19 protein-coding genes and 1 tRNA gene are annotated in these 18561 nt (G+C 64.6%); all 20 read right to left on the bottom strand.

Features of this window, described 5'->3' with window-relative positions:
- Window positions 1-2: 2 nt before the first annotated feature.
- Window positions 3-308, bottom strand: a complete 306-nt coding sequence (gene nuoK / locus ACZ42P_RS03240) for an NADH-quinone oxidoreductase subunit NuoK (protein WP_347308630.1) — start codon at window positions 306-308, stop codon at window positions 3-5.
- A gap of 5 nt (window positions 309-313) precedes the next feature.
- Window positions 314-946, bottom strand: a complete 633-nt coding sequence (locus tag ACZ42P_RS03245) for an NADH-quinone oxidoreductase subunit J (protein WP_464898667.1) — start codon at window positions 944-946, stop codon at window positions 314-316.
- Between the two features lie 83 nt (window positions 947-1029).
- Entirely contained in the window at window positions 1030-1518 is a 489-nt protein-coding gene (nuoI, locus tag ACZ42P_RS03250; RefSeq protein WP_464899358.1) for an NADH-quinone oxidoreductase subunit NuoI, read from the bottom strand.
- Window positions 1519-1531: 13 nt separating this feature from the next.
- Window positions 1532-2572 (bottom strand): NADH-quinone oxidoreductase subunit NuoH, encoded by a 1041-nt coding sequence (gene nuoH / locus ACZ42P_RS03255; protein ID WP_464898668.1) that lies wholly within the window; start codon window positions 2570-2572, stop codon window positions 1532-1534.
- Window positions 2572-4917, bottom strand: a complete 2346-nt coding sequence (gene nuoG / locus ACZ42P_RS03260) for an NADH-quinone oxidoreductase subunit NuoG (RefSeq protein ID WP_464898669.1) — start codon at window positions 4915-4917, stop codon at window positions 2572-2574. Before nuoG ends, nuoH begins: the two co-directional genes overlap by 1 nt.
- A 12-nt stretch (window positions 4918-4929) precedes the next feature.
- On the bottom strand, window positions 4930-6204 hold the full coding sequence (gene nuoF, locus ACZ42P_RS03265; RefSeq protein ID WP_464898670.1) for an NADH-quinone oxidoreductase subunit NuoF: 1275 nt from the start codon (window positions 6202-6204) through the stop codon (window positions 4930-4932).
- A 3-nt stretch (window positions 6205-6207) separates the two neighbouring features.
- Window positions 6208-6681 (bottom strand): NADH-quinone oxidoreductase subunit NuoE, encoded by a 474-nt coding sequence (gene nuoE, locus ACZ42P_RS03270; RefSeq protein ID WP_464898671.1) that lies wholly within the window; start codon window positions 6679-6681, stop codon window positions 6208-6210.
- Window positions 6681-7934, bottom strand: coding sequence for an NADH-quinone oxidoreductase subunit D (locus ACZ42P_RS03275; RefSeq protein WP_464898672.1), 1254 nt, complete (start codon window positions 7932-7934; stop codon window positions 6681-6683). Before ACZ42P_RS03275 ends, nuoE begins: the two co-directional genes overlap by 1 nt.
- Window positions 7927-8520: an NADH-quinone oxidoreductase subunit C gene (locus tag ACZ42P_RS03280; protein WP_464898673.1), complete on the bottom strand. Its 594-nt coding sequence runs from the start codon at window positions 8518-8520 to the stop codon at window positions 7927-7929. The genes ACZ42P_RS03275 and ACZ42P_RS03280 overlap by 8 nt, the downstream gene beginning before the upstream one ends.
- Window positions 8521-8537: 17 nt before the next feature.
- On the bottom strand, window positions 8538-9014 hold the full coding sequence (locus tag ACZ42P_RS03285) for a NuoB/complex I 20 kDa subunit family protein (protein ID WP_464898674.1): 477 nt from the start codon (window positions 9012-9014) through the stop codon (window positions 8538-8540).
- 451 nt (window positions 9015-9465) lie between these two features.
- Window positions 9466-9822 (bottom strand): NADH-quinone oxidoreductase subunit A, encoded by a 357-nt coding sequence (locus tag ACZ42P_RS03290; protein ID WP_464898675.1) that lies wholly within the window; start codon window positions 9820-9822, stop codon window positions 9466-9468.
- 169 nt (window positions 9823-9991) lie between these two features.
- A tRNA-Leu gene (locus tag ACZ42P_RS03295) sits at window positions 9992-10076 on the bottom strand.
- Window positions 10077-10101: 25 nt separating this feature from the next.
- Window positions 10102-10440, bottom strand: coding sequence for a preprotein translocase subunit SecG (secG, locus tag ACZ42P_RS03300; protein ID WP_464898676.1), 339 nt, complete (start codon window positions 10438-10440; stop codon window positions 10102-10104).
- 18 nt (window positions 10441-10458) lie between these two features.
- Window positions 10459-11220: a triose-phosphate isomerase gene (gene tpiA / locus ACZ42P_RS03305; protein WP_464898677.1), complete on the bottom strand. Its 762-nt coding sequence runs from the start codon at window positions 11218-11220 to the stop codon at window positions 10459-10461.
- A 46-nt stretch (window positions 11221-11266) separates the two neighbouring features.
- Window positions 11267-11983: a phosphate signaling complex protein PhoU gene (phoU, locus tag ACZ42P_RS03310; RefSeq protein ID WP_464898678.1), complete on the bottom strand. Its 717-nt coding sequence runs from the start codon at window positions 11981-11983 to the stop codon at window positions 11267-11269.
- 10 nt (window positions 11984-11993) lie between these two features.
- Window positions 11994-12833, bottom strand: coding sequence for a phosphate ABC transporter ATP-binding protein PstB (pstB, locus tag ACZ42P_RS03315; RefSeq protein ID WP_464898679.1), 840 nt, complete (start codon window positions 12831-12833; stop codon window positions 11994-11996).
- A 29-nt stretch (window positions 12834-12862) separates the two neighbouring features.
- Window positions 12863-14518: a phosphate ABC transporter permease PstA gene (gene pstA, locus ACZ42P_RS03320; RefSeq protein WP_464898680.1), complete on the bottom strand. Its 1656-nt coding sequence runs from the start codon at window positions 14516-14518 to the stop codon at window positions 12863-12865.
- Window positions 14519-14528: 10 nt separating this feature from the next.
- A complete protein-coding gene (locus ACZ42P_RS03325) occupies window positions 14529-16802 on the bottom strand; it encodes an ABC transporter permease subunit (RefSeq protein WP_464898681.1) in 2274 nt (757 codons plus the stop codon).
- Between the two features lie 97 nt (window positions 16803-16899).
- Window positions 16900-17496, bottom strand: coding sequence for a hypothetical protein (locus ACZ42P_RS03330; protein WP_464898682.1), 597 nt, complete (start codon window positions 17494-17496; stop codon window positions 16900-16902).
- Between the two features lie 53 nt (window positions 17497-17549).
- Complete coding sequence (locus ACZ42P_RS03335; protein ID WP_464898683.1) at window positions 17550-18536, bottom strand: PstS family phosphate ABC transporter substrate-binding protein; 987 nt, start codon at window positions 18534-18536, stop codon at window positions 17550-17552.
- Between the last annotated feature and the right edge of the window lie 25 nt (window positions 18537-18561).

An 18561-nucleotide genomic window follows, 5' to 3' on the forward strand; every position in this document is an offset into this window, starting at 1 on the left:
TTCTACCCCTTCAGCTCGTCCAGGTCATCGACGTTGATGGTGCGCAGGTTGCGGAACAGCACCACCAGAATCGCCAGGCCGATGGCGGACTCCGCCGCCGCCACCGTGAGCACGAAGAACACGAATACCTGCCCGGCCACATCGCCCAGGTAGTGGGAGAAGGCCACGAAGTTCAGGTTCACCGCCAGCAGCATGAGCTCGATGGCCATCAGCAGCACGATCATGTTCTTGCGGTTGAGGAAAATGCCCAGCACGCTAATGGCGAACAGAATCGCGCCCAGCACCAGGTAATGGGACAGGGTAAGCATGGTGGTCAGTTCTCCCTTCCGGCCTCCGGCTGCTCATCCGGCTTCTCGGCCGGCATGGCGATGAGCCGCACGCGCTCCGAGCGTTTCACCCGGATCTGGCGCGCGGGATTCTGATACTTGGTGGTCTTGCGCCGGCGCAGGGTGAGGGCAATGGCCGCCACGATGGCCACCAGCAGGATGACCGCCGCGATCTCGAAGGGATACACGTAGTCCGTATAGAGCACCCGCCCCAGTTCCCGCGTGTTGCTGTACTCCACCCCGTGGGGCATGGGTGCCGGATAGCGGTCGGCACCGAAATGGCGACCTCCCAGCACCACCACCATCTCCAGCACCAGCAGCGCCGCCACCGTCGCGGCCAGGGGCAGGTAGTCCCAGAAACCTTCGCGCAGGCGCGCGAGGTTGATGTCCAGCATCATGACCACGAACAGGAACAGCACCATCACCGCGCCCACATAGACCAGCACCAGGGCGATGGCGAGAAATTCCGCCTCCAAAAGCAGCCAGAGGCCGGCCGCGGTGAAGAAGGCCAGCACCAGGAACAGGGCGGCGTGCACCGGGTTGCGCACGGTGATGACGCGCAATGCGGCGAACAGCAGGATCGCTGCCAGGAAATAGAAAACGAAGGTTTCGAAATTCATGTTTTTAGAAGTCTCACCGCAAGGACACGCAGGCGCAGCGCGGGTCCGTGATTTTTTGCGCCGGGGCGCCCGTGCGGTTCAGATCACCTGTATTTTGCATCGGCCGCCCGGTCGGCCGCGATCATTTCTTCGTACTTGTCGCCAATCGCAAGCAGCATGGGCTTGGTCAGGTAGAGATCGCCCCGCTGCTCGCCGTGGTATTCGAAAATGCGCGTCTCGACAATGGAATCCACCGGACAGGATTCCTCGCAGAAGCCGCAGAAGATGCACTTGGTCAGGTCGATGTCGTAGCGGGTGGTGCGCCGCGTGCCGTCCTCCCGTTCCTCGGATTCGATGGTGATGGCGAGGGCCGGACAGACCGCCTCGCAAAGCTTGCAGGCGATGCAGCGCTCCTCGCCGTTGGGATAGCGGCGCAGGGCGTGCAGGCCGCGGAAGCGCGGGCTGAGGGGTGTCTTCTCGTCCGGATACTGCACGGTGATCTTGCGCGCGAACAGATGCCGCCCCGTGAGCATCATGCCCCGCAGCAGCTCCAGCAGAAGGAAGCTTTGGAAGAAGTCCTTGAGGCGTTCGATCATCCTGCTTTCCTCAGTGGAAAAGGTGACCGTAGGGGGTCTGCATCGCCACGCCCATGACCACGATCCAGACCAGCGTCACGGGGATGAACACCTTCCAGCCCAGGCGCATGATCTGGTCATAGCGGTAGCGCGGGAAAGTGGCCCGGAACCACAGGAACAGCAGCAGCACGAACATGACCTTGAACACCAGCCAGTGGAAGCCGTCCGGGATCCAGCTCACCGGGGACAGCCAGCCACCCAGGAACATGATGCTGGTGAGGGTCGAGACCAGGATCATGTTGGCATACTCCGCCAGGAAGAACACGGCGAAGGCCATGCCCGAATATTCCACGTGGAAGCCGGCGACGATCTCGGACTCGCCTTCCGCGACGTCGAAGGGCGCGCGGTTGGTCTCCGCCACCCCCGCGATGAGATACACCAGGAACAGGGGCGCCAGGGGCAGCCAGTACCAGTGCAGGATGCCACCCGCCTGCGCCTCGACGATGTCCACCAGGTTCAGGCTCTGGGCGGCCATCAGCACACCCACCAGGGCAAAGCCCATGGCGATCTCGTAGGAGACGATCTGGGCTGCCGAACGCATGGCCCCCAGGAAAGCGTACTTGGAATTGGAGGCCCAGCCCGCCAGGATCACGCCATACACACCCATGGAGGTGATGGCCATGACGTAGAGCAGACTCGCATCGATATTGGCCAGCACCAGCTCGGGCGAGAAGGGCACCACTGCCCAGGCGGCCAGCGCGGGGCCGATGGCCAGCACCGGTGCCAGCAGGAACAGGAACTTGTCCGCCCCGGCAGGAATGACGATTTCCTTGAACAGCAGCTTCAGGGCATCGGCAATGGGTTGCAGCCAGCCCTTGGGGCCCACCCGGTTGGGGCCGAGGCGCACCTGCATGTAGCCGATGATCTTGCGCTCGGCATAGGTGAGGTAGGCCACGCACAGCAGCAGGGGCAACACGATGGCGACGATGCCAAGCAGGGTCTTCACCAGGAGGAAGACCTGCGGGCCCCAGACGGGACCGAACCAGCTCTGGAAGGAGGCGGCGAAATCCATTAGGCCCGCTCCACCGTGATGGCATCGAACATGGCGCCAAGTCCCACCGTGAGGGGATGGGCGGCGGCGACGTGGACGCACTCTTCAGGCACACCGGGATCCGCCACCGCGGGCAGCGTGGCCTGACCAGGCCCCTGGCGCAGCACCACCGTGTCCCCCGGCTTAAGGCCGAGACGCTCCAGGAGCCGCGGATGCAGCCGCGCCACGGGCGGACGGGCATCGCGCGTGGCCTGCAGGGCGGCGGCACGCCGGGTCAGGGCGTCGAGCTGGTAGATGGGGACCTCGCCGATGCGGCACAGGCCCGCGACCCGGGGGGCGGGATCCTCCAGGACCGGCACCGACAGGCCATTGTCCAGGGGCAGCGGCAGCGCGCCGTCCGGACCCAGCACTTCCCGCCGCACCGCTTCCGCGCTGTCCTGGTCGAAACCGGGCAAATCGAGCAGATTGCCCAGCACACGCAGCACCTTCCACGCGGGGCGGGCCTCGCCCGGGGGTTTCACGGCGGCGGCGAAGCTTTGCACACGGCCTTCCATGTTCACGTAGGTGCCTGCGGTCTCGGCAAAGGCCGCCACCGGCAGAATGACATGGGCGTACTCCAGGGCCTGGTCCCGGAACGGGGACAGCGCCACCACCAGTTCCGCCTGCTCCAGGGCCGCACGCGCCGTGCGGGAATCATGGGCATCCAGCTCCGGTTCGGCGTGGAGCAGGAGATAGGCGCGCCGCGGCGCCTGCAGCATGGCGGCGGCGTGGCGCCCGCCCGCGCGCGGCAGGGCCCCCGCGCAGTATGCGCCGACGCTGTTGGCGGCTTCGGCCATGAATCCCCAGCGCGCCCCCGTGATGCGGGCCAGTTCCGCCGCAAGGCTGGTCAGTTCCGCGGCGCGGGGATGATGCTGGGCCAGGTTGCCCAGCAGGATGCAGGGCGTCTCCACGGCACACAGCGCCTCCGCCACGGCCTGGGCTTCGGCCCCCACCTCGACCCCGGCCAGTCTCTCGGCATAGCCGTCTGCCAGGGCCACGCCCCTGCGCGCGGCGGCCGCCTTCAAAACCTGCGCGAGCGCCTGCACCAGGGCCGGCGGCGGCACGATGAGCTTGTGCGCCACGGGACACAACATGTCCACGTCGAGGGGGTTGATCACGTTGAGCCGCGCGCGGTGCTTCACCGCCTGCCGCACGCGGTGGGCAAGCAGCGGCTGTTCCTTGCGGATGTTGCTGCCCACGAGCAGGATGGCCTGGGCTGCCTGCACGTCCTCGATGGACTGGCCCAGCCAGGGCACGCCACGGCGGCATGCGTCGGCCCGGAAATCGCTTTGACGCAGCCGGTGGTCCACGTTGTCGCAGCCCAGGCCGCGGACGAGTTTCTGCAGCAGGTGCAGTTCCTCCAGCGTGCTGTTGGGGGCCGCCAGGGCCCCCAGCGCATCCGGCCCGTGGCGGCTGACGATGTCGCGCAGCCCGTTGGCCGCGTATTCCAGCGCCGCCTGCCAGTCCACCTCGACCCATTCGCCATGGTGTCGGACCAGGGGACGCAACAGGCGCGTCTCGCTGTTCAGAGCCTGATAGGAAAAACGGTCGCGGTCGGCCAGCCAGCATTCGTTGACCGCCTCGTTTTCCCGCGGCAGCACGCGCATCACGCGATCCTGCCTGGCCTGGATCAGGAGATTGGCGCCCAGCCCGTCGTGGGGGCTGATGCCGGCGCGGCGGCTCAGCTCCCAGGGGCGCGCGGTGTAGCGGAAGGGCTTGGAGGTGAGCGCCCCCACCGGACAGAGATCGATCATGTTGCCGGACAGTTCGGAATCCACCGTCTCGGCAATGAAAGGCATGATCTCGGAATGCTCGCCGCGGAAAGCCTGGCCCAGCTCCATCTGGCCGGCGATTTCCTGGCCGAAGCGCACGCAGCGCGTGCAGTGGATGCAGCGGGTCATATCGGTGGCGATGAGCGGCCCGAGATTCTTGTTCACCACCACCCGCTTCTCCTCCCGGTAGCGGGAAGCACCGGCCCCGAAACCCACGGCGAGGTCCTGCAGCTGGCACTCACCTCCCTGATCGCAGATGGGGCAGTCCAGCGGGTGGTTGATGAGCAGGAACTCCATCACGCCCTTCTGGGCCTGGATGGCCTTGTCGGATCGCGTGGAGACCTTCATGCCATCAGTGACGGGCGTGGCGCAGGCAGGCAGGGGCTTTGGGGCTTTTTCCACGTCCACCAGACACATGCGGCAGTTGGCCGCCACGGAAAGCTTGCGGTGATAGCAGAAGCGCGGCACGTAGATGCCCAGCAGGTCGGCGGCATCCATCACCGTGGAGCCTTCCGGAACCTCGATTTTCTTGCCGTCGATTTCGATGGTCAGCATGTGCCGTGGCTCTCAGTGGCAACCATCGAGGCATTTGCCGTGCTCGATGTGGTATTCGAATTCATGACCGAAATGCTTGAGGAAACTTTGCACCGGCATTGCCGCCGCATCACCCAGGCCGCAGATGGTGCGCCCGCCGATGTTGCCCGCCACGCTGCGCAAAAGCTCCAGGTCCTCGGGGCGGCCCCTGCCGTGCTCGATGCGGTGGATGATGCGGTAGAGCCAGCCGGTCCCTTCCCGGCAGGGCGTACACTGGCCGCAGGATTCCTCGAAGTAAAAATACGACAGGCGTTCCAGGGCGCGCACCATGCACACACTGTCGTCGATGATGATCACCGACCCGGCCCCGAGCATGGACCCCGCCTTGGCGATGGAATCGTAGTCCATGGTGCATTCCATCATCACTTCCGCCGGCAACACCGGCGTGGATGACCCACCGGGGATGACGGCCTTCAGGCGATAGCCCTCGCGCATGCCCCCCGCCATGTCCAGCAGCTCAGCAAAGGGTGTGCCCAGGGGAATCTCGTAGTTGCCGGGACGGTTCACCCTGCCCGACACGGAAAAGATCTTGGTCCCGCCATTGTTGGGCTTGCCCAGTTCCAGGAATTTCTGCCCGCCATGGCGCACGATATAGGGAATGCAGGCGAAGGTTTCGGTGTTGTTGATCACCGTCGGTCGCCCATAGAGGCCGAAACTCGCCGGAAAAGGCGGCTTGAAGCGGGGCTGCCCCTTCTTGCCTTCAATGGATTCCAAGAGGGCGGTTTCCTCGCCGCAGATGTAGGCGCCGTAGCCGTGGTGCGCGTGGATCTCGAAGTCGAAGCCCGACCCAAGGATGTTGCGGCCGAGGTAGCCGGCGGCACGGGCCTCCTCCAGGGCCTTCTCGAAGGCTTCGTACAGCTCGAAGATTTCGCCGTGGATGTAGTTGTAGCCGGTCTGCGCGCCCAGGGTGTAGCCGGCAATGATCATGCCCTCGATGACGCTGTGGGGGTTGTAGCGCAGGATGTCGCGGTCCTTGAACGTCCCGGGCTCGCCCTCGTCACTGTTGCACACGATATATTTCGGGCCCGGCAGGTGGCGCGGGATGAAGCTCCACTTTAGCCCCGTGGGGAAGCCCGCGCCGCCCCGTCCGCGCAGGGCGGAAGTCTTGATCTCGGCGATGATGGCTTCCGGTGCGATCTTTTCCGTGAGGATGCGGCGCAGGGCTTGGTAGCCGCCCACGCTCTCGTAGGTAGCCAGGGCAGCCGGATTCGGCTTGTCCAGGGTGGTGAGAATGACTTTTTCGGCCATGCCCTATTCCAGCTCCGACAGCAGCTTGTCCACCGCCTCGGGCGTGAGATGGCTGCACATCCTGTGATTGTTCACCAGCATGAGCGGCGCCCCGTCGCAGGAACCCATGCACTCTCCCTGCACCAGCGTGAACCGGCCGTCTTCCGTGGTCTCGCCCCAGCCGATGCCCAGTTTCTGCTGGAGATAGGCGCCGATGTCATGACGCTGGGTGAGCTGGCACGGCAGGTTGGTGCACACCGTGAGCTTGTACTTCCCCACCGGCCGGGTGTTGTACATGTTGTAGAACGTGGCCACCTCGTAGGCGGCGATGGGCGGCATGCCCAGATACTCGGCCACGAAGCGGATGGTATCCTCGGCCAGCCAGCCCTTTTCCTCCTGGGCAATGCGCAGGGCGGACATGATCGCCGACTGTTTCTGGTCCGGCGGATACTTGGCGATCTCGCGGTCGATGCGGGCGAGGGATTCGGCGGACAGCATCAGCGGTCGATCTCCCCGAACACGATATCCTGCGTGCCGATGATGGCCACCACGTCGGCGATCATGTGACCCCGCGCCATCTCGTCCATGGCCGCCAGATGGGCAAAGCCGGGGGCGCGGATCTTGAGCCGGTAGGGCTTGTTGGCGCCATCCGAGACGAGATAAATGCCAAATTCGCCCTTGGGATGCTCCACCGCGGCATAGCACTCGCCCCTGGGCACGTGGAAGCCCTCGGTGAACAGCTTGAAGTGGTGGATGAGTTCCTCCATGTTGGACTTCATGGCCTCCCGCGAAGGCGGTGCAACCTTGTGATCGTCCGTGATCACCGGCCCGGGATTCTTGCGCAGCCAGTCCACGCACTGCTTGATGATGCGGTTGCTCTGGCGCATCTCCTCCATACGCACGAGATAGCGGTCATAGCAGTCACCATTGACTCCCACCGGGATGTCGAATTCGAGCCGGTCATACACCTCGTAGGGCTGCTTCTTGCGCAGATCCCAGGCGACCCCGGAGCCGCGCAGCATAGGGCCGGTAAAACCCAGGGCGATGGCCCGCTCCGGCGAGACCACGCCGATGTTAACCAGCCGCTGTTTCCAGATGCGGTTGTCCGTGAGCAGTGTCTCGTATTCGTCCAGCAGCGCGGGGAAACGGTTGGTGAAATCCTCGATGAAATCCAGCAGGGACCCCTGGCGGTTCTCGTTCAGGCGCGCCACCTCGCGTTCGCTGCGGAAGCGCGAGGGCTGGTACTTCGGCATGCTGTCCGGCAGATCGCGATAGACCCCACCCGGCCGGTAGTAGGCGGCATGCATGCGCGCGCCCGACACCGCCTCGTAGCAGTCCAGCAGGTCCTCCCGTTCGCGGAACGCATACAGGAACACCGTCATGGCGCCCACGTCCAAGGCATGCGCCCCCAGCCAGAGCAGATGGTTGAGGATGCGCGTGATCTCGTCGAACATCACGCGGATGTACTGGGCGCGGATGGGCACCTCGACACCCAGGAGCTTCTCGATCGCCATCACATAGGCGTGCTCGTTGCACATCATGGACACGTAGTCGAGCCGGTCCATGTAGGGCACGGACTGCAGATAGGTCTTGTGTTCGGCGAGCTTCTCGGTGGCCCGGTGCAAAAGCCCGATGTGGGGGTCGGCGCGCTCCACCACCTCACCATCCAGCTCCAGCACCAGGCGCAGCACCCCGTGGGCGGCAGGATGCTGGGGTCCGAAGTTCAGCGTGTAGTTGCGAATCTCAGCCATGGAAGGTGTCCTCGCGGATCACGCGCGGCGTGATCTCGCGTGCCTCGATGCTCACCGGCTGATAGACCACGCGCTGCTGGTCCGGGTCGTAGCGCATTTCCACATAGCCGGTGAGGGGAAAATCCTTGCGGAAGGGATGGCCGATGAAGCCGTAGTCAGTCAGGATGCGCCGCAGGTCCGGGTGACCCTCGAACACGATGCCGAACAGGTCGAATGCCTCCCGCTCATACCAGTTGGCCGAGGGCCAGATGTCCACCACGGAATCCAGCACCGGAAATTCGTCATCCGGACAGAACACCCGCACCCGCAGGCGCTGGTTCTTGCCCAGCGCGAGCAGATGATAGACGGCGGCGAAGCGACGCCCCTGCCACGTCCCTTCCCCGTAGGTGGAATAATCCACCCCGCACAGGTCGATGAGCTGGTCGAAACGCAGGTCGTAGTCGTCGCGCAGCAGGCGCATCACCTCCAGCATGCCTTCGCGCGGGATGACCAGCGTAAGCTCCCCCACCTGCTCGGTGAGGGTGTAGTCACGTCCCTCCAGCAGCTTTTCGAGACGCGCCGCAATGGCGGCCAGTTTCGCGTTCATCAGGGAATCGGCTCCGGCTAACGCGCAATGGTCTGGGTGCGCCTGATCTTGTTCTGCAGCTGGACCAGGCCGTAGAGCAGGGCTTCCGCTGTGGGCGGACAGCCCGGCACATAGACGTCCACCGGCACGATACGGTCACAGCCGCGCACCACGGAATAGGAATAGTGGTAGTAGCCCCCGCCGTTGGCGCAGGACCCCATGGACAGCACCCAGCGCGGCTCGGCCATTTGGTCATACACCTTGCGCAGCGCCGGCGCCATCTTGTTGCACAGGGTGCCGGCCACGATCATCAGGTCCGACTGGCGCGGGCTGGGACGGAACACGATGCCAAACCGGTCCAGGTCGTAGCGCGAGGCGCCGGCGTGCATCATCTCCACCGCACAGCAGGCCAGCCCGAAGGTCATGGGCCACAGCGAGCCGGTGCGGGTCCAGTTGATCACCGTGTCCAGGGTGGTGGTGACGAAACCCTTCTGCAGGACACCTTCGATGCTCATCCGCTGCAGACCTCCGTGGCACGACATGAACGAGCGGGCCGCAACCCGCCGGCGCCCGGCGATAACCGCCTGCCTCGCATCCCCGCTGCGCGGGGCCCCTGCTCAGTGGCTCGCCCCCGCGCCTCCCCAGACCACCCCGCCGCCAGCACCGCCGTCGCGTCGGCGCAAAGCGATGCTCGCCTGCCTCGCATCCCCGCTGCGCGGGGCCCCTGCTCGGTGGCTCGCCTCCGCGCCTCCCCAGACCACCCCGCCGCCAGCACCGCCGTCGCGTCGGCGCAAAGCGATGCTCGCCTGCCTCGCATCCCCGCTGCGCGGGGCCCCTGCTCGGTGGCTCGCCTCCGCGCCTCCCCAGACCACCCCGCCGCCAGCACCGCCGTCGCGTCGGCGCAAAGCGATGCTCGCCTGCCTCGCATCCCCGCTGCGCGGGGCCCCTGCTCGGTGGCTCGCATCGCTACTCCCATTCCAGCGCGCCCTTGATCCATTCGTAGATGAAGCCGATGACGAGGATGCCCAGGAACACCATCATGGCGACGAAGCCAAACAGGCCGATTTCTTCCAGGACGATGGCCCAGGGAAAGAGGAAGGCGATTTCCAGGTCGAACAGGATGAACAGGATGGCCACGAGGTAGTAGCGCACGTCGAATTTCATGCGCGCGTCCTCGAAGGCCTCGAAACCACACTCGTAGGGGGAGAGTTTTTCCGCGTCCGGGCGGTTGGGAGCGAGAACGTACCCCAGCCCCATGGAAATCGCGCCGACGGCAAGGCCGACGAGGACGAACATGAGAATGGGGAAATAGTTGGCCAGCATGCTCCACCCCGACGCCTTGGCGGACGGCGTCTCTTGTTATGGCAACGGATGGGGCAGTTTAGAGGGGCTTGCAGCGCAGTGTCAAGGCTGCAATTTTTTATTTTTCTTTTTTGAATCAGCGCATTACGCGATTATGTGGGCTTATTGTCGCATAATGGCTGTTTATGTTTGGTGCCGACGATGAGACTCGAACTCATACGGCTTGCGCCACCGCCCCCTCAAGACGGCGTGTCTACCAATTCCACCACGTCGGCCGATACGAGCCGAACCGAGCAGTCCTCAGTTCGGGATTTCCTGTGCCTTGCCGCCCGCCGGAGGCTGGGACGGCGCCGGCACCTGGCTGGCAGGCGCCTGCTGCTGGGCCGGCACCGCCAGGGGTTTTTGATGTTTGCTCACCGAAAAATAGGTGAGGCCCATGCTCGTCAGGAAAAAGACGATCACGAGAATCTTGGTCGCGCGGCTCAGGGCATTGGCCGCCCCCGTGGCCCCGAACAGGCTGCCGGAGGCGCCACTGCCAAAGGCCGCCCCCATGTCGGCGCCCTTGCCGTGCTGCAGCAGCACCAGGCCGATGATTCCGAGGGCAGCCAGAACGTGTACGATCCAGACCAGGGTTTCCATGAACGGTTCCTGCGGCAGTCAGCGCTGGGCAGCCTTGCAGATGGTGACGAATTCCTCGGCATTCAAGGAGGCGCCGCCGATCAGGCCGCCGTCGATGTCGGGCATGGCAAACAGTTGAGCGGCATTCGCGCCCTTGACGCTGCCGCCGTAGAGGATCAGCAGGTTTTGAGCCAGCGTCGCGTCGTGGGGAGCGAACAGGCCGCGAATGAAGGCGTGCACCTCCTGCGCCTGCTCCGGGGTGGCGGTCTTGCCGGTGCCGATGGCCCACACCGGTTCGTAGGCAATGACGCAGTGACGGAAGCCCTCCAGCCCAGCCTTGTCCACCACCGCCTGGATCTGGCGCTCCACCACCTGCTGGGTGATGCCCTGCTCCCGCTCCGCCAGGGTCTCGCCCACACACAGGATGGGCGTGAGCCCCCCGGCCTGGGCCGCCACGAACTTGGCGGCGACGGTGGCATCGTCCTCGCCGAACAGGGCGCGCCGCTCGGAATGCCCCACGATCACGAAGGTGCAGGCGAAATCCCGCAGCATGGCGGCGGACACCTCGCCGGTGTAGGCGCCCTTCTCGTACTGGCTCAGGTTTTGGGCGCCCCACTGGATGGGCGTATTCTGCAGGGCGAACTGGGCCTGGAACAGGTAGGGAAAGGGCACGCACACCGCGCAGCGCACGCCCTGGACGGAAGCGAGCCCGGCCACCACCCCGTCGAGAAGCGCCTTGTTCTCGACCAGGCTGCCGTGCATTTTCCAGTTCCCAGCGACCAGACGCTCGCGCATTGCCAACCCCGGTGTTAAAAACCGGCAATGTTAGCGTTGAAGGGCGGCGTGGTCAATGTGCAGAGCTTTCCGCCCCGGGCGGGACCGTGGTGTCCACCCGGGGACGCGGCCCCTGCAGGGGAATGCCGGTCACCATCAGGTAGACCTCCTCGGCGATGTTGGTGAGATAGTCGCCGGCGCGTTCCAGTCCCTTGGCGATGAGCAAAAGCTGCACGCCGTCCGCGACGGCCGCGCTGTCATGACGCATGCGCTCCAGCAGGGCGCCGAAGATTTCCCCGTAGACCATGTCCAGCTCCACGTCGCCTACCCACACCACGTTGGCGGCCTGGGCGTCGCGGCGGGCATAGGCGTCCATCACCTGCTGCAGGGTCGCCTGAATGCGGTCGTTCATCCAGCGCAGGCGATCCCCGATGCGGGCTTCGATCGTGTCCGTCAGCTTGGTGGCGCGCTTGGCGATTTGCTTGGCCTGGTCGCCCAACCGCTCCAGGTAGTCCGCAATGCGGCCGGCAGCAAGGATTTCCCGCAGGTCGTCCGCCATGGCCTGCTGGCGTGCCAGCACCACGGTCATGTGACGGTGAATGCGTTCCTGGAGGTGATCGGCGTTGAGATCTGCGTCGATCACTTCCCTGGCGCGCGCCCCGTCGCGGCCGAACAGGGCGATCATGGCGGCATCCAGTTCTTCTCCCGCCATGGCCGAAAGATTGAGGACTTCCTCGCGCAGCAGGTGCAGGTCCTGGTCGAACAGCTCCAGCGTGTGTTTCCCGGGCATGGTCTTCTCCTCAACCGAACCGGCCGGTGATGTAGTCCGCCGTGCGCTGATCCTGCGGCCGCGTAAACAGGGTATCGGTGTCGGCAAACTCCACCATCTCGCCCAGATGCATGAATGCCGTGTAATCGGACACGCGGGCCGCCTGCTGCATGTTGTGGGTGACGATGACGATGGTGTAGCGATCCTTGAGCTCGTAGAGCAGCTCCTCGATCTTGGCCGTGGCGATGGGATCCAGCGCCGAGGCAGGCTCGTCCAGGAGCAGCACTTCAGGTTCCAGGGCGATGGCACGGGCGATCACCAGCCGCTGCTGCTGGCCGCCGGAGAGCGACAGCCCGTTGGCGTCGAGGCGGTCCTTGACTTCGTCCCACAATGCGGCGCCACGCAGCGCCCGTTCCACCGTTTCCGCCAGCACCCGCTTGTCCTTCACGCCCATGATGCGCAGCCCGTAGGCCACATTTTCGAAAATCGACTTGGGAAAGGGGTTCGGTTTCTGGAACACCATACCAACCCGCCGGCGCAGGAGGGCGACATTGACCTTCCTGTCGTAGATGTCTTCCCCGTCGAGCAGCACCTTGCCCTCGATGCGTACCCCATCGACCAGGTCGTTCAGGCGGTTGAAGCAGCGCAGCAGAGTGGATTTGCCGCAACCGGACGCGCCGATGAAGGCCGTCACCCGGTGGCGGGGAATTTTCAGGCTGACATTGAACAGCGCCTGGGTCTGGCCGTAAAACAGGTTCAGGTTCCTGGTCTCCAGGCAAATATCATCGGTGGCACCGCCCCGGCCCAAGTTCTGGCCGAGGGCGGCACGCACGTCCACTCCCGCCCCCTGGCGTTCGCTGACAGTATTCATGGTTGACTCCGGTTCGAGGGTTGCGAGGTTCATATGCCTTCCAGACTACGGTATTTCTCACGCAGACGGTTGCGCAGGGACACTGCGGTGAGGTTCAAAACGACGATCACCAGGACCAGGAGCAGCGCCGTGGCATAGACCAGTGGGCGCGCCGCCTCCACATTGGGGCTTTGGAACCCCACATCGTAGATGTGAAAACCCAGGTGCATGAACTGGCGCTCCAGGTGGAAATACGGGAAGTGGCCGTCGAGGGGCAGGTTGGGCGCGAGCTTCACCACGCCTACCAGCATGAGCGGCGCCGTTTCCCCCGCCGCCCGGGCCACCGCCAGGATGAGCCCCGTCATCATGGCCGGACTGGCCATGGGCAGCACCGTACGCCACAGGGTCTCGGCCTTGGTGCCCCCCAGCGCCAGGCTGCCCGCGCGCAGGCTTTCGGGCACGCGCGCCAGCCCCTCTTCCGTGGCAACGATCACCACTGGCAAAGTAAGAATGGCCAGCGTGAGCGACGACCACAGAATGCCCGGGCTGCCGAAGGTGGGGGCAGGCAGGGCTTCCGGAAAGAACCAGTCGTCGATATGGCCGCCCACGAAATAGACGAAGAACCCCAGACCGAACACGCCATAGACGATGGAAGGCACCCCCGCCAGGTTGTTCACGGCGATGCGGATGATGCGGATCAGGGGACCCTGTTTGGCGTACTCGCGCATGTACACGGCGGCCATCACACCCAGGGGCATGACCAGGATGGACATCAGGATCACCATCATCACCGTCCCGAAAATGGCTGGGAAGATGCCTCCCTCGGTGTTGGCCTCGCGCGGATCGTCCGTGATGAATTCCTTGAGCTTACTGAAATAGAAGCCCAGCTTTTCCCAAGTGGAGAGCGCGTTGGCGCGGTAAACCTTGGCCACCTTGGCCAGGGGCACTTCCACCAGCGTGCCGTCCGCGACCTCCGCCACCAGGCTGTCGCGGGCAATGTCGGCCCGCAGCTTCTCCAGCCGCTCCTGCAGGCTGGCGAAACGCGCATTGGCGGCCGCACGTTCTTCCTCGATTTCCGCCTTGGCCGCCGGGTTGAGCCGGCCCTCCAGTTGGAGGCGACGTTCCCTGAGCCGCAGCCGTTCCAGGGTGTAGTTGACATCACCGATGTCGTACTTTTCGATCCGGAAGATTTCCCGGAACAGCAGCAGGGCCCGGTCCGCCCGCTTGGTCAGTTCCGGCCAGGCCGCCTCCCCTTCCGCCACCACCTGGCCTGCCTCCTTTACTGCGCGCAGGTGGCCGTAAAAGTTACCCCATTCGTGACGCTCCACGGTGAGGACGTCCCTGGGATAGGTGAAAGTCCCCAGCAGGGGCTGGGGAAACCATTTGAAGTCCTGCCCCGTGAGGTCGCGGTTGCCCAGCTTGAACAGCACCCGCGTGGCAAAGGGTGCATCGCCCGGGATCTGGAAGCCGGCCTCGCGCAGGCGGCGCACCGCCACCTCTTCCTCCTCCTTGATCTCACCGATGATGCGTACCGTGCGTCCATCCTTTTCCACGTAGGTGGTTTCCACCACCGGTGAGGGCCAGAAATAGACCAGGCCGCGTGCGGCGGTGAGCCAAAGCACGCCCAGCACCAACACCAGGGCCAGAGCCATGCCGCCGGCACTGAACCAGATCCAGGGATCCCCCGATTTGAACCAGTCTTTCATCGTTGTTCTCTCACAAACTCGCGTATCTCTTACGCAACCGCTGGCGAATGATTTCCGCGCCCGTGTTCACAACGAAGGTGAATCCAAACAGCACCAGCGCGGAAACGAACAGCAACCGGAAATGGGTGGTGCCCACCGCTGCTTCCGGCATTTCCACGCCGATGTTGGCGGCCAGCGTGCGGAAGCCCGTGAAGATGCTCCAGTCCATTACCGCGGTGTTGCCGGTGGCCATGAGCACGATCATGGTCTCCCCCACCGCGCGGCCCATGCCGATCATCACGGCCGAGAAGATGCCGGGACTGGCGGTGAGCAACACCACGTTCTTCAGGGTCTGCCAGCGAGTCGCCCCCAGGGCGAGGGATCCCGCGGTCAAATGCTTGGGCACGCTGAAGATGGCATCCTCTGCAATGGAGAAGATGGTGGGCGTGACCGCGAAACCCATGGCCAACCCCACCACCAGGGAGTTGCGCTGTTCGAAGGTGATGCCGTGCAGACTGAGCCAGTGGGGCATGTCGCCGCCGAAAAAGCGCGCTTCCAGCGGGTGGCCCAGCGTGAATGCCACCCAGATGCCCAGGGCCACCACTGGCAACAGCAGCACCGCCTGCCAGCCCTCCGGTACCCGCCCCTTCCAGCTTGTGGGCAGGCGATGCCACACAAACGCCGCCACCAGCACGGCGATGGGCACGGTCACGAAACTGCCGAGGGTTCCCACCAGGTTGTTTTCCACCAGCGGCGCGAGCCACAGTCCGGCCAGGAAACCCAGGATCACGGTAGGCAAAGCCTCCATGATCTCGATGGTGGGTTTCGCCAGGCGCCGGGTGGCCGGTGACATGAAATAGGCGGAATAGATCGCCGCGAAAATGGCCAGGGGGGTCGCCAAGAGCATGGCGTAGAAGGCCGCCTTCAGGGTGCCGAGGGTGAGGGGCGCGAGGCTGAACTTGGGCTCGAAGTCGTTGGTGGCCGCCGCCGACTGCCACACATAATCGGGCTTCTCGTAGCTTTCATACCACACCCGCTGCCAAAGGGCCGAGAAGGACACCTCCGGATGGTCGTTCTCCACATGGGCGGTGTGCAGCCGGCCGTCACTCCCCTCCACCAGCAGACCATTGGCGCGCGGGGTCATGGCCCCGGCGTGCACCGCACCCTGGGTCACCGTGTCCTGCCACAGCAGACGCTGCGAGGTGGCGTAGTAGAGGCCGACGTTGCCCTGGCGGTCGCCCACGAGGAAGCCCTTGCGGAAATATTCCGGCGCGATGCTGGTGACTGCCGCCGGCATGGGCCTGAAGTCGCGGATGTGGGTCAGGTGGTAGTTGTTTTCTGCATCCCGCACCAGGAACCATTGCGCCAGTCGCCCCTTGTCGGTGCCCACGATGAGGGAAAAACCGCCGGACAGGATCTCGAGGGCGGTCATCGTCTCGCCGTCGGCCACCACCTGCTTTTCCTGCACGAAACGGGGTGCGGCCTTGTTGGTGATGTCGTAGTGGCGGATGAAGCGCCCACCATGGCCGATGTACAGTTCCCGCTGCTTGATCTCCACGATCAGACGGTCCACGCGGCCGCTGAAATCCGGCAGCACACCACCCTCGCGCTCGATGGTGGTCTCGCCGGTCACCATGTTCTGGCGCGCGCTGAAGCCCGCCACCACGATCCGCCCGTCCTGGGTTTGGGCCGCCAGGGTGGTGGTGCCATCGGCACTGGCCACGGCCACCTGCGCCAGCGGATTGCCCCCTTCGTCCAGCACCACCGCTTCCTCGCCCAGGGGGTATTCGAGGCTGGGCGTGATCACGCGCCGGTTGTCGTGGTTGGCGTCGAATTCCACCTTGTACTGCTCGCGCACGACGAGGGCCCGGCCATTGGACAGCCCGAGAACGTTCGTATAGTGGGAAGGGTCGCCGGCACCGAAGGCCGTGATGCGCACCCCCGGGGGAAGGGGAAGCCTCACCTCCTTGAGCAATTTGCCCGTGCGCAGGTCGAAAAACGCCACGCTGCCGCCTTCGGTATAGCGGGCGCCGATCTCCCGTTGCTCTTCGGCCGAATAATGGAGCGTGCGTCCGCTTTGTGCGGCAGGCAGGGCCGTCACCTGCCACGCGTCGAGCCGCACCGGCTTGACGAGGGGCCAGGCCACATAGGCGAGATAGAAGAAGATCACGCTGATGGCGACGATGACACTAATGCCGCCCAGCGTCATGACCTGGCGGAAAAGCCAGTCCTTGAGCAGGCGGGCACGCATGGCGCCGGCTATGGTCTGCTCGTTGGCTGTCAGTTCCGGGGTGGAGACGCTCATTGTCAGAAACCCGTTGGTCCGAGAAATTCGTTACGAGTGAACATGGAACATGGGCCGGCCACGGGGGCCGGCCCGTCCCACGCAGGCCGCGTCGTTTCTATTTCGCTTCCTGCTTCGGATGGAGCGCGTGGAAACGCTTGATCGCCGCTTCCGGCCGCCCCTTCTTGGCAGTTTCCTTGTTCAGGGCATACACCACGGTTTCCCCTTTGGGACCGACGCCAATCTCGGTGTAGGTCAGAGGCACCTCGCCATGCTTGAGATAGTCCGCCATGTCCTGCCACGTAAAGAAGACGTAATAGCGGCCATCCTTCAGCACTTCGCCATAAAAGGGGCCGGCGGGTTTCACCTCCCCTTTGTAGAGCCGCTCAGCGGGTGTGGGGCCGCCGCGCTTGGCGTCGTCTTTGGTCATGCCGAAAATGAGGGAGGTACCGTCAGGCCCCGCGCCGATGAAGCTGCGGGTCATGGCCACCTCATCGGTTTCCAGATAAATCCGGTAAAGCTGCGGGTCGCCGAAGATGTAGTAGCGCCCCAGGTCCTCGTTGAAGACGATGAACAGGTTGGCTTCCCCTTGGGTGGCCGCGGCAGCCTGCTGGGCGTCCGGCTTTGCGGCAGGCTGCGGCCCGGTTTGCGTGGCGCACCCGCTGACCACAAGGATGCCTGCCAGGGCAAGACTGGTCATGATGGTTTTATGCATAATCGATCCCCTGAGTGGCCCGGCGGGGCGGGCCCCCGCCGGCATCGTTGGCATTACTTGAGGATTTCCGCCAGCGCCTTTTCGGCCATCTTGGCCGGCAGCGGCACGAAGCCGTCCTTCACGACCACGGTCTGCCCCTGCTTGGAGAGCACCATCTTGAAGAACTCACGCTCCATGGGCGGCAGCGGCTGGTTGGGTTTCTTGTTCACGTAGATGTAGAGCACACGCGCCAGGGGATAGGTGCCATCGACGGCATGCTTGGCGTCGGCCTCCACGAAGGGGGCGCCCTCCTTGGCGGCCAGGGGCACGGCGCGCACACCGGAGGTCTTGTAACCGATGCCGGAGTAACCGATGGCGTTGAGCTGACCAGTCACGCTCTGCACCACGGAGGCAGAACCCGGCTGCTCGGCCACGTTCTTCTTGAAGTCACCCTTGCACAGGGCGTGTTCCTTGAAGTAGCCGTAGGTGCCGGACACGGAGTTGCGCCCGTAGAGAGCGATGGCGCGATCGGCCCACTCACCGGTCATCCCCACCTGGCCCCATTTGGTGATGTCGGTGGGATGACCGCACTTGCGGGTCGAAGAGAAGATGGCGTCCACCTGGGGCATGGTGAGCCCCTTGATGGGATTGTCCTTGTTCACGTACACCGCCAAGGCGTCGATGGCCACCGGCACAGGGGTGGGCTTGTAGCCATGTTTCTTTTCGAACGCCTCCACTTCCTTGGCGTTCATGAGACGGCTCATGGGCCCGAAGTTGGACGTGCCCTCGGTCAGGGCGGGTGGCGCAGTGGAGGAGCCCGCCCCCTGGATCTGGATGTTCACATTGGGATAGAAGCGCTTGAACTGCTCGGCCCACAGGGTCATGAGGTTGTTGAGGGTGTCAGAGCCGATGCTGGTGAAATTGCCTGCCACACCGGGCGCCTTTTCATAAGTGGGCAGTGCCGGATCCACCTGAACGGTGGCGGCTGGCACGGGAGCGGTGGCGAAGCTGGCCAGCAGCCCCAGCGCAGCGAGAAGTTTTTTGGGAGTGGCTTTGATCATGCGTCTGGCTCCTAAGACAAGGTTG

The sequence above is a fragment of the Thiobacter subterraneus genome, assembly GCF_055379455.1.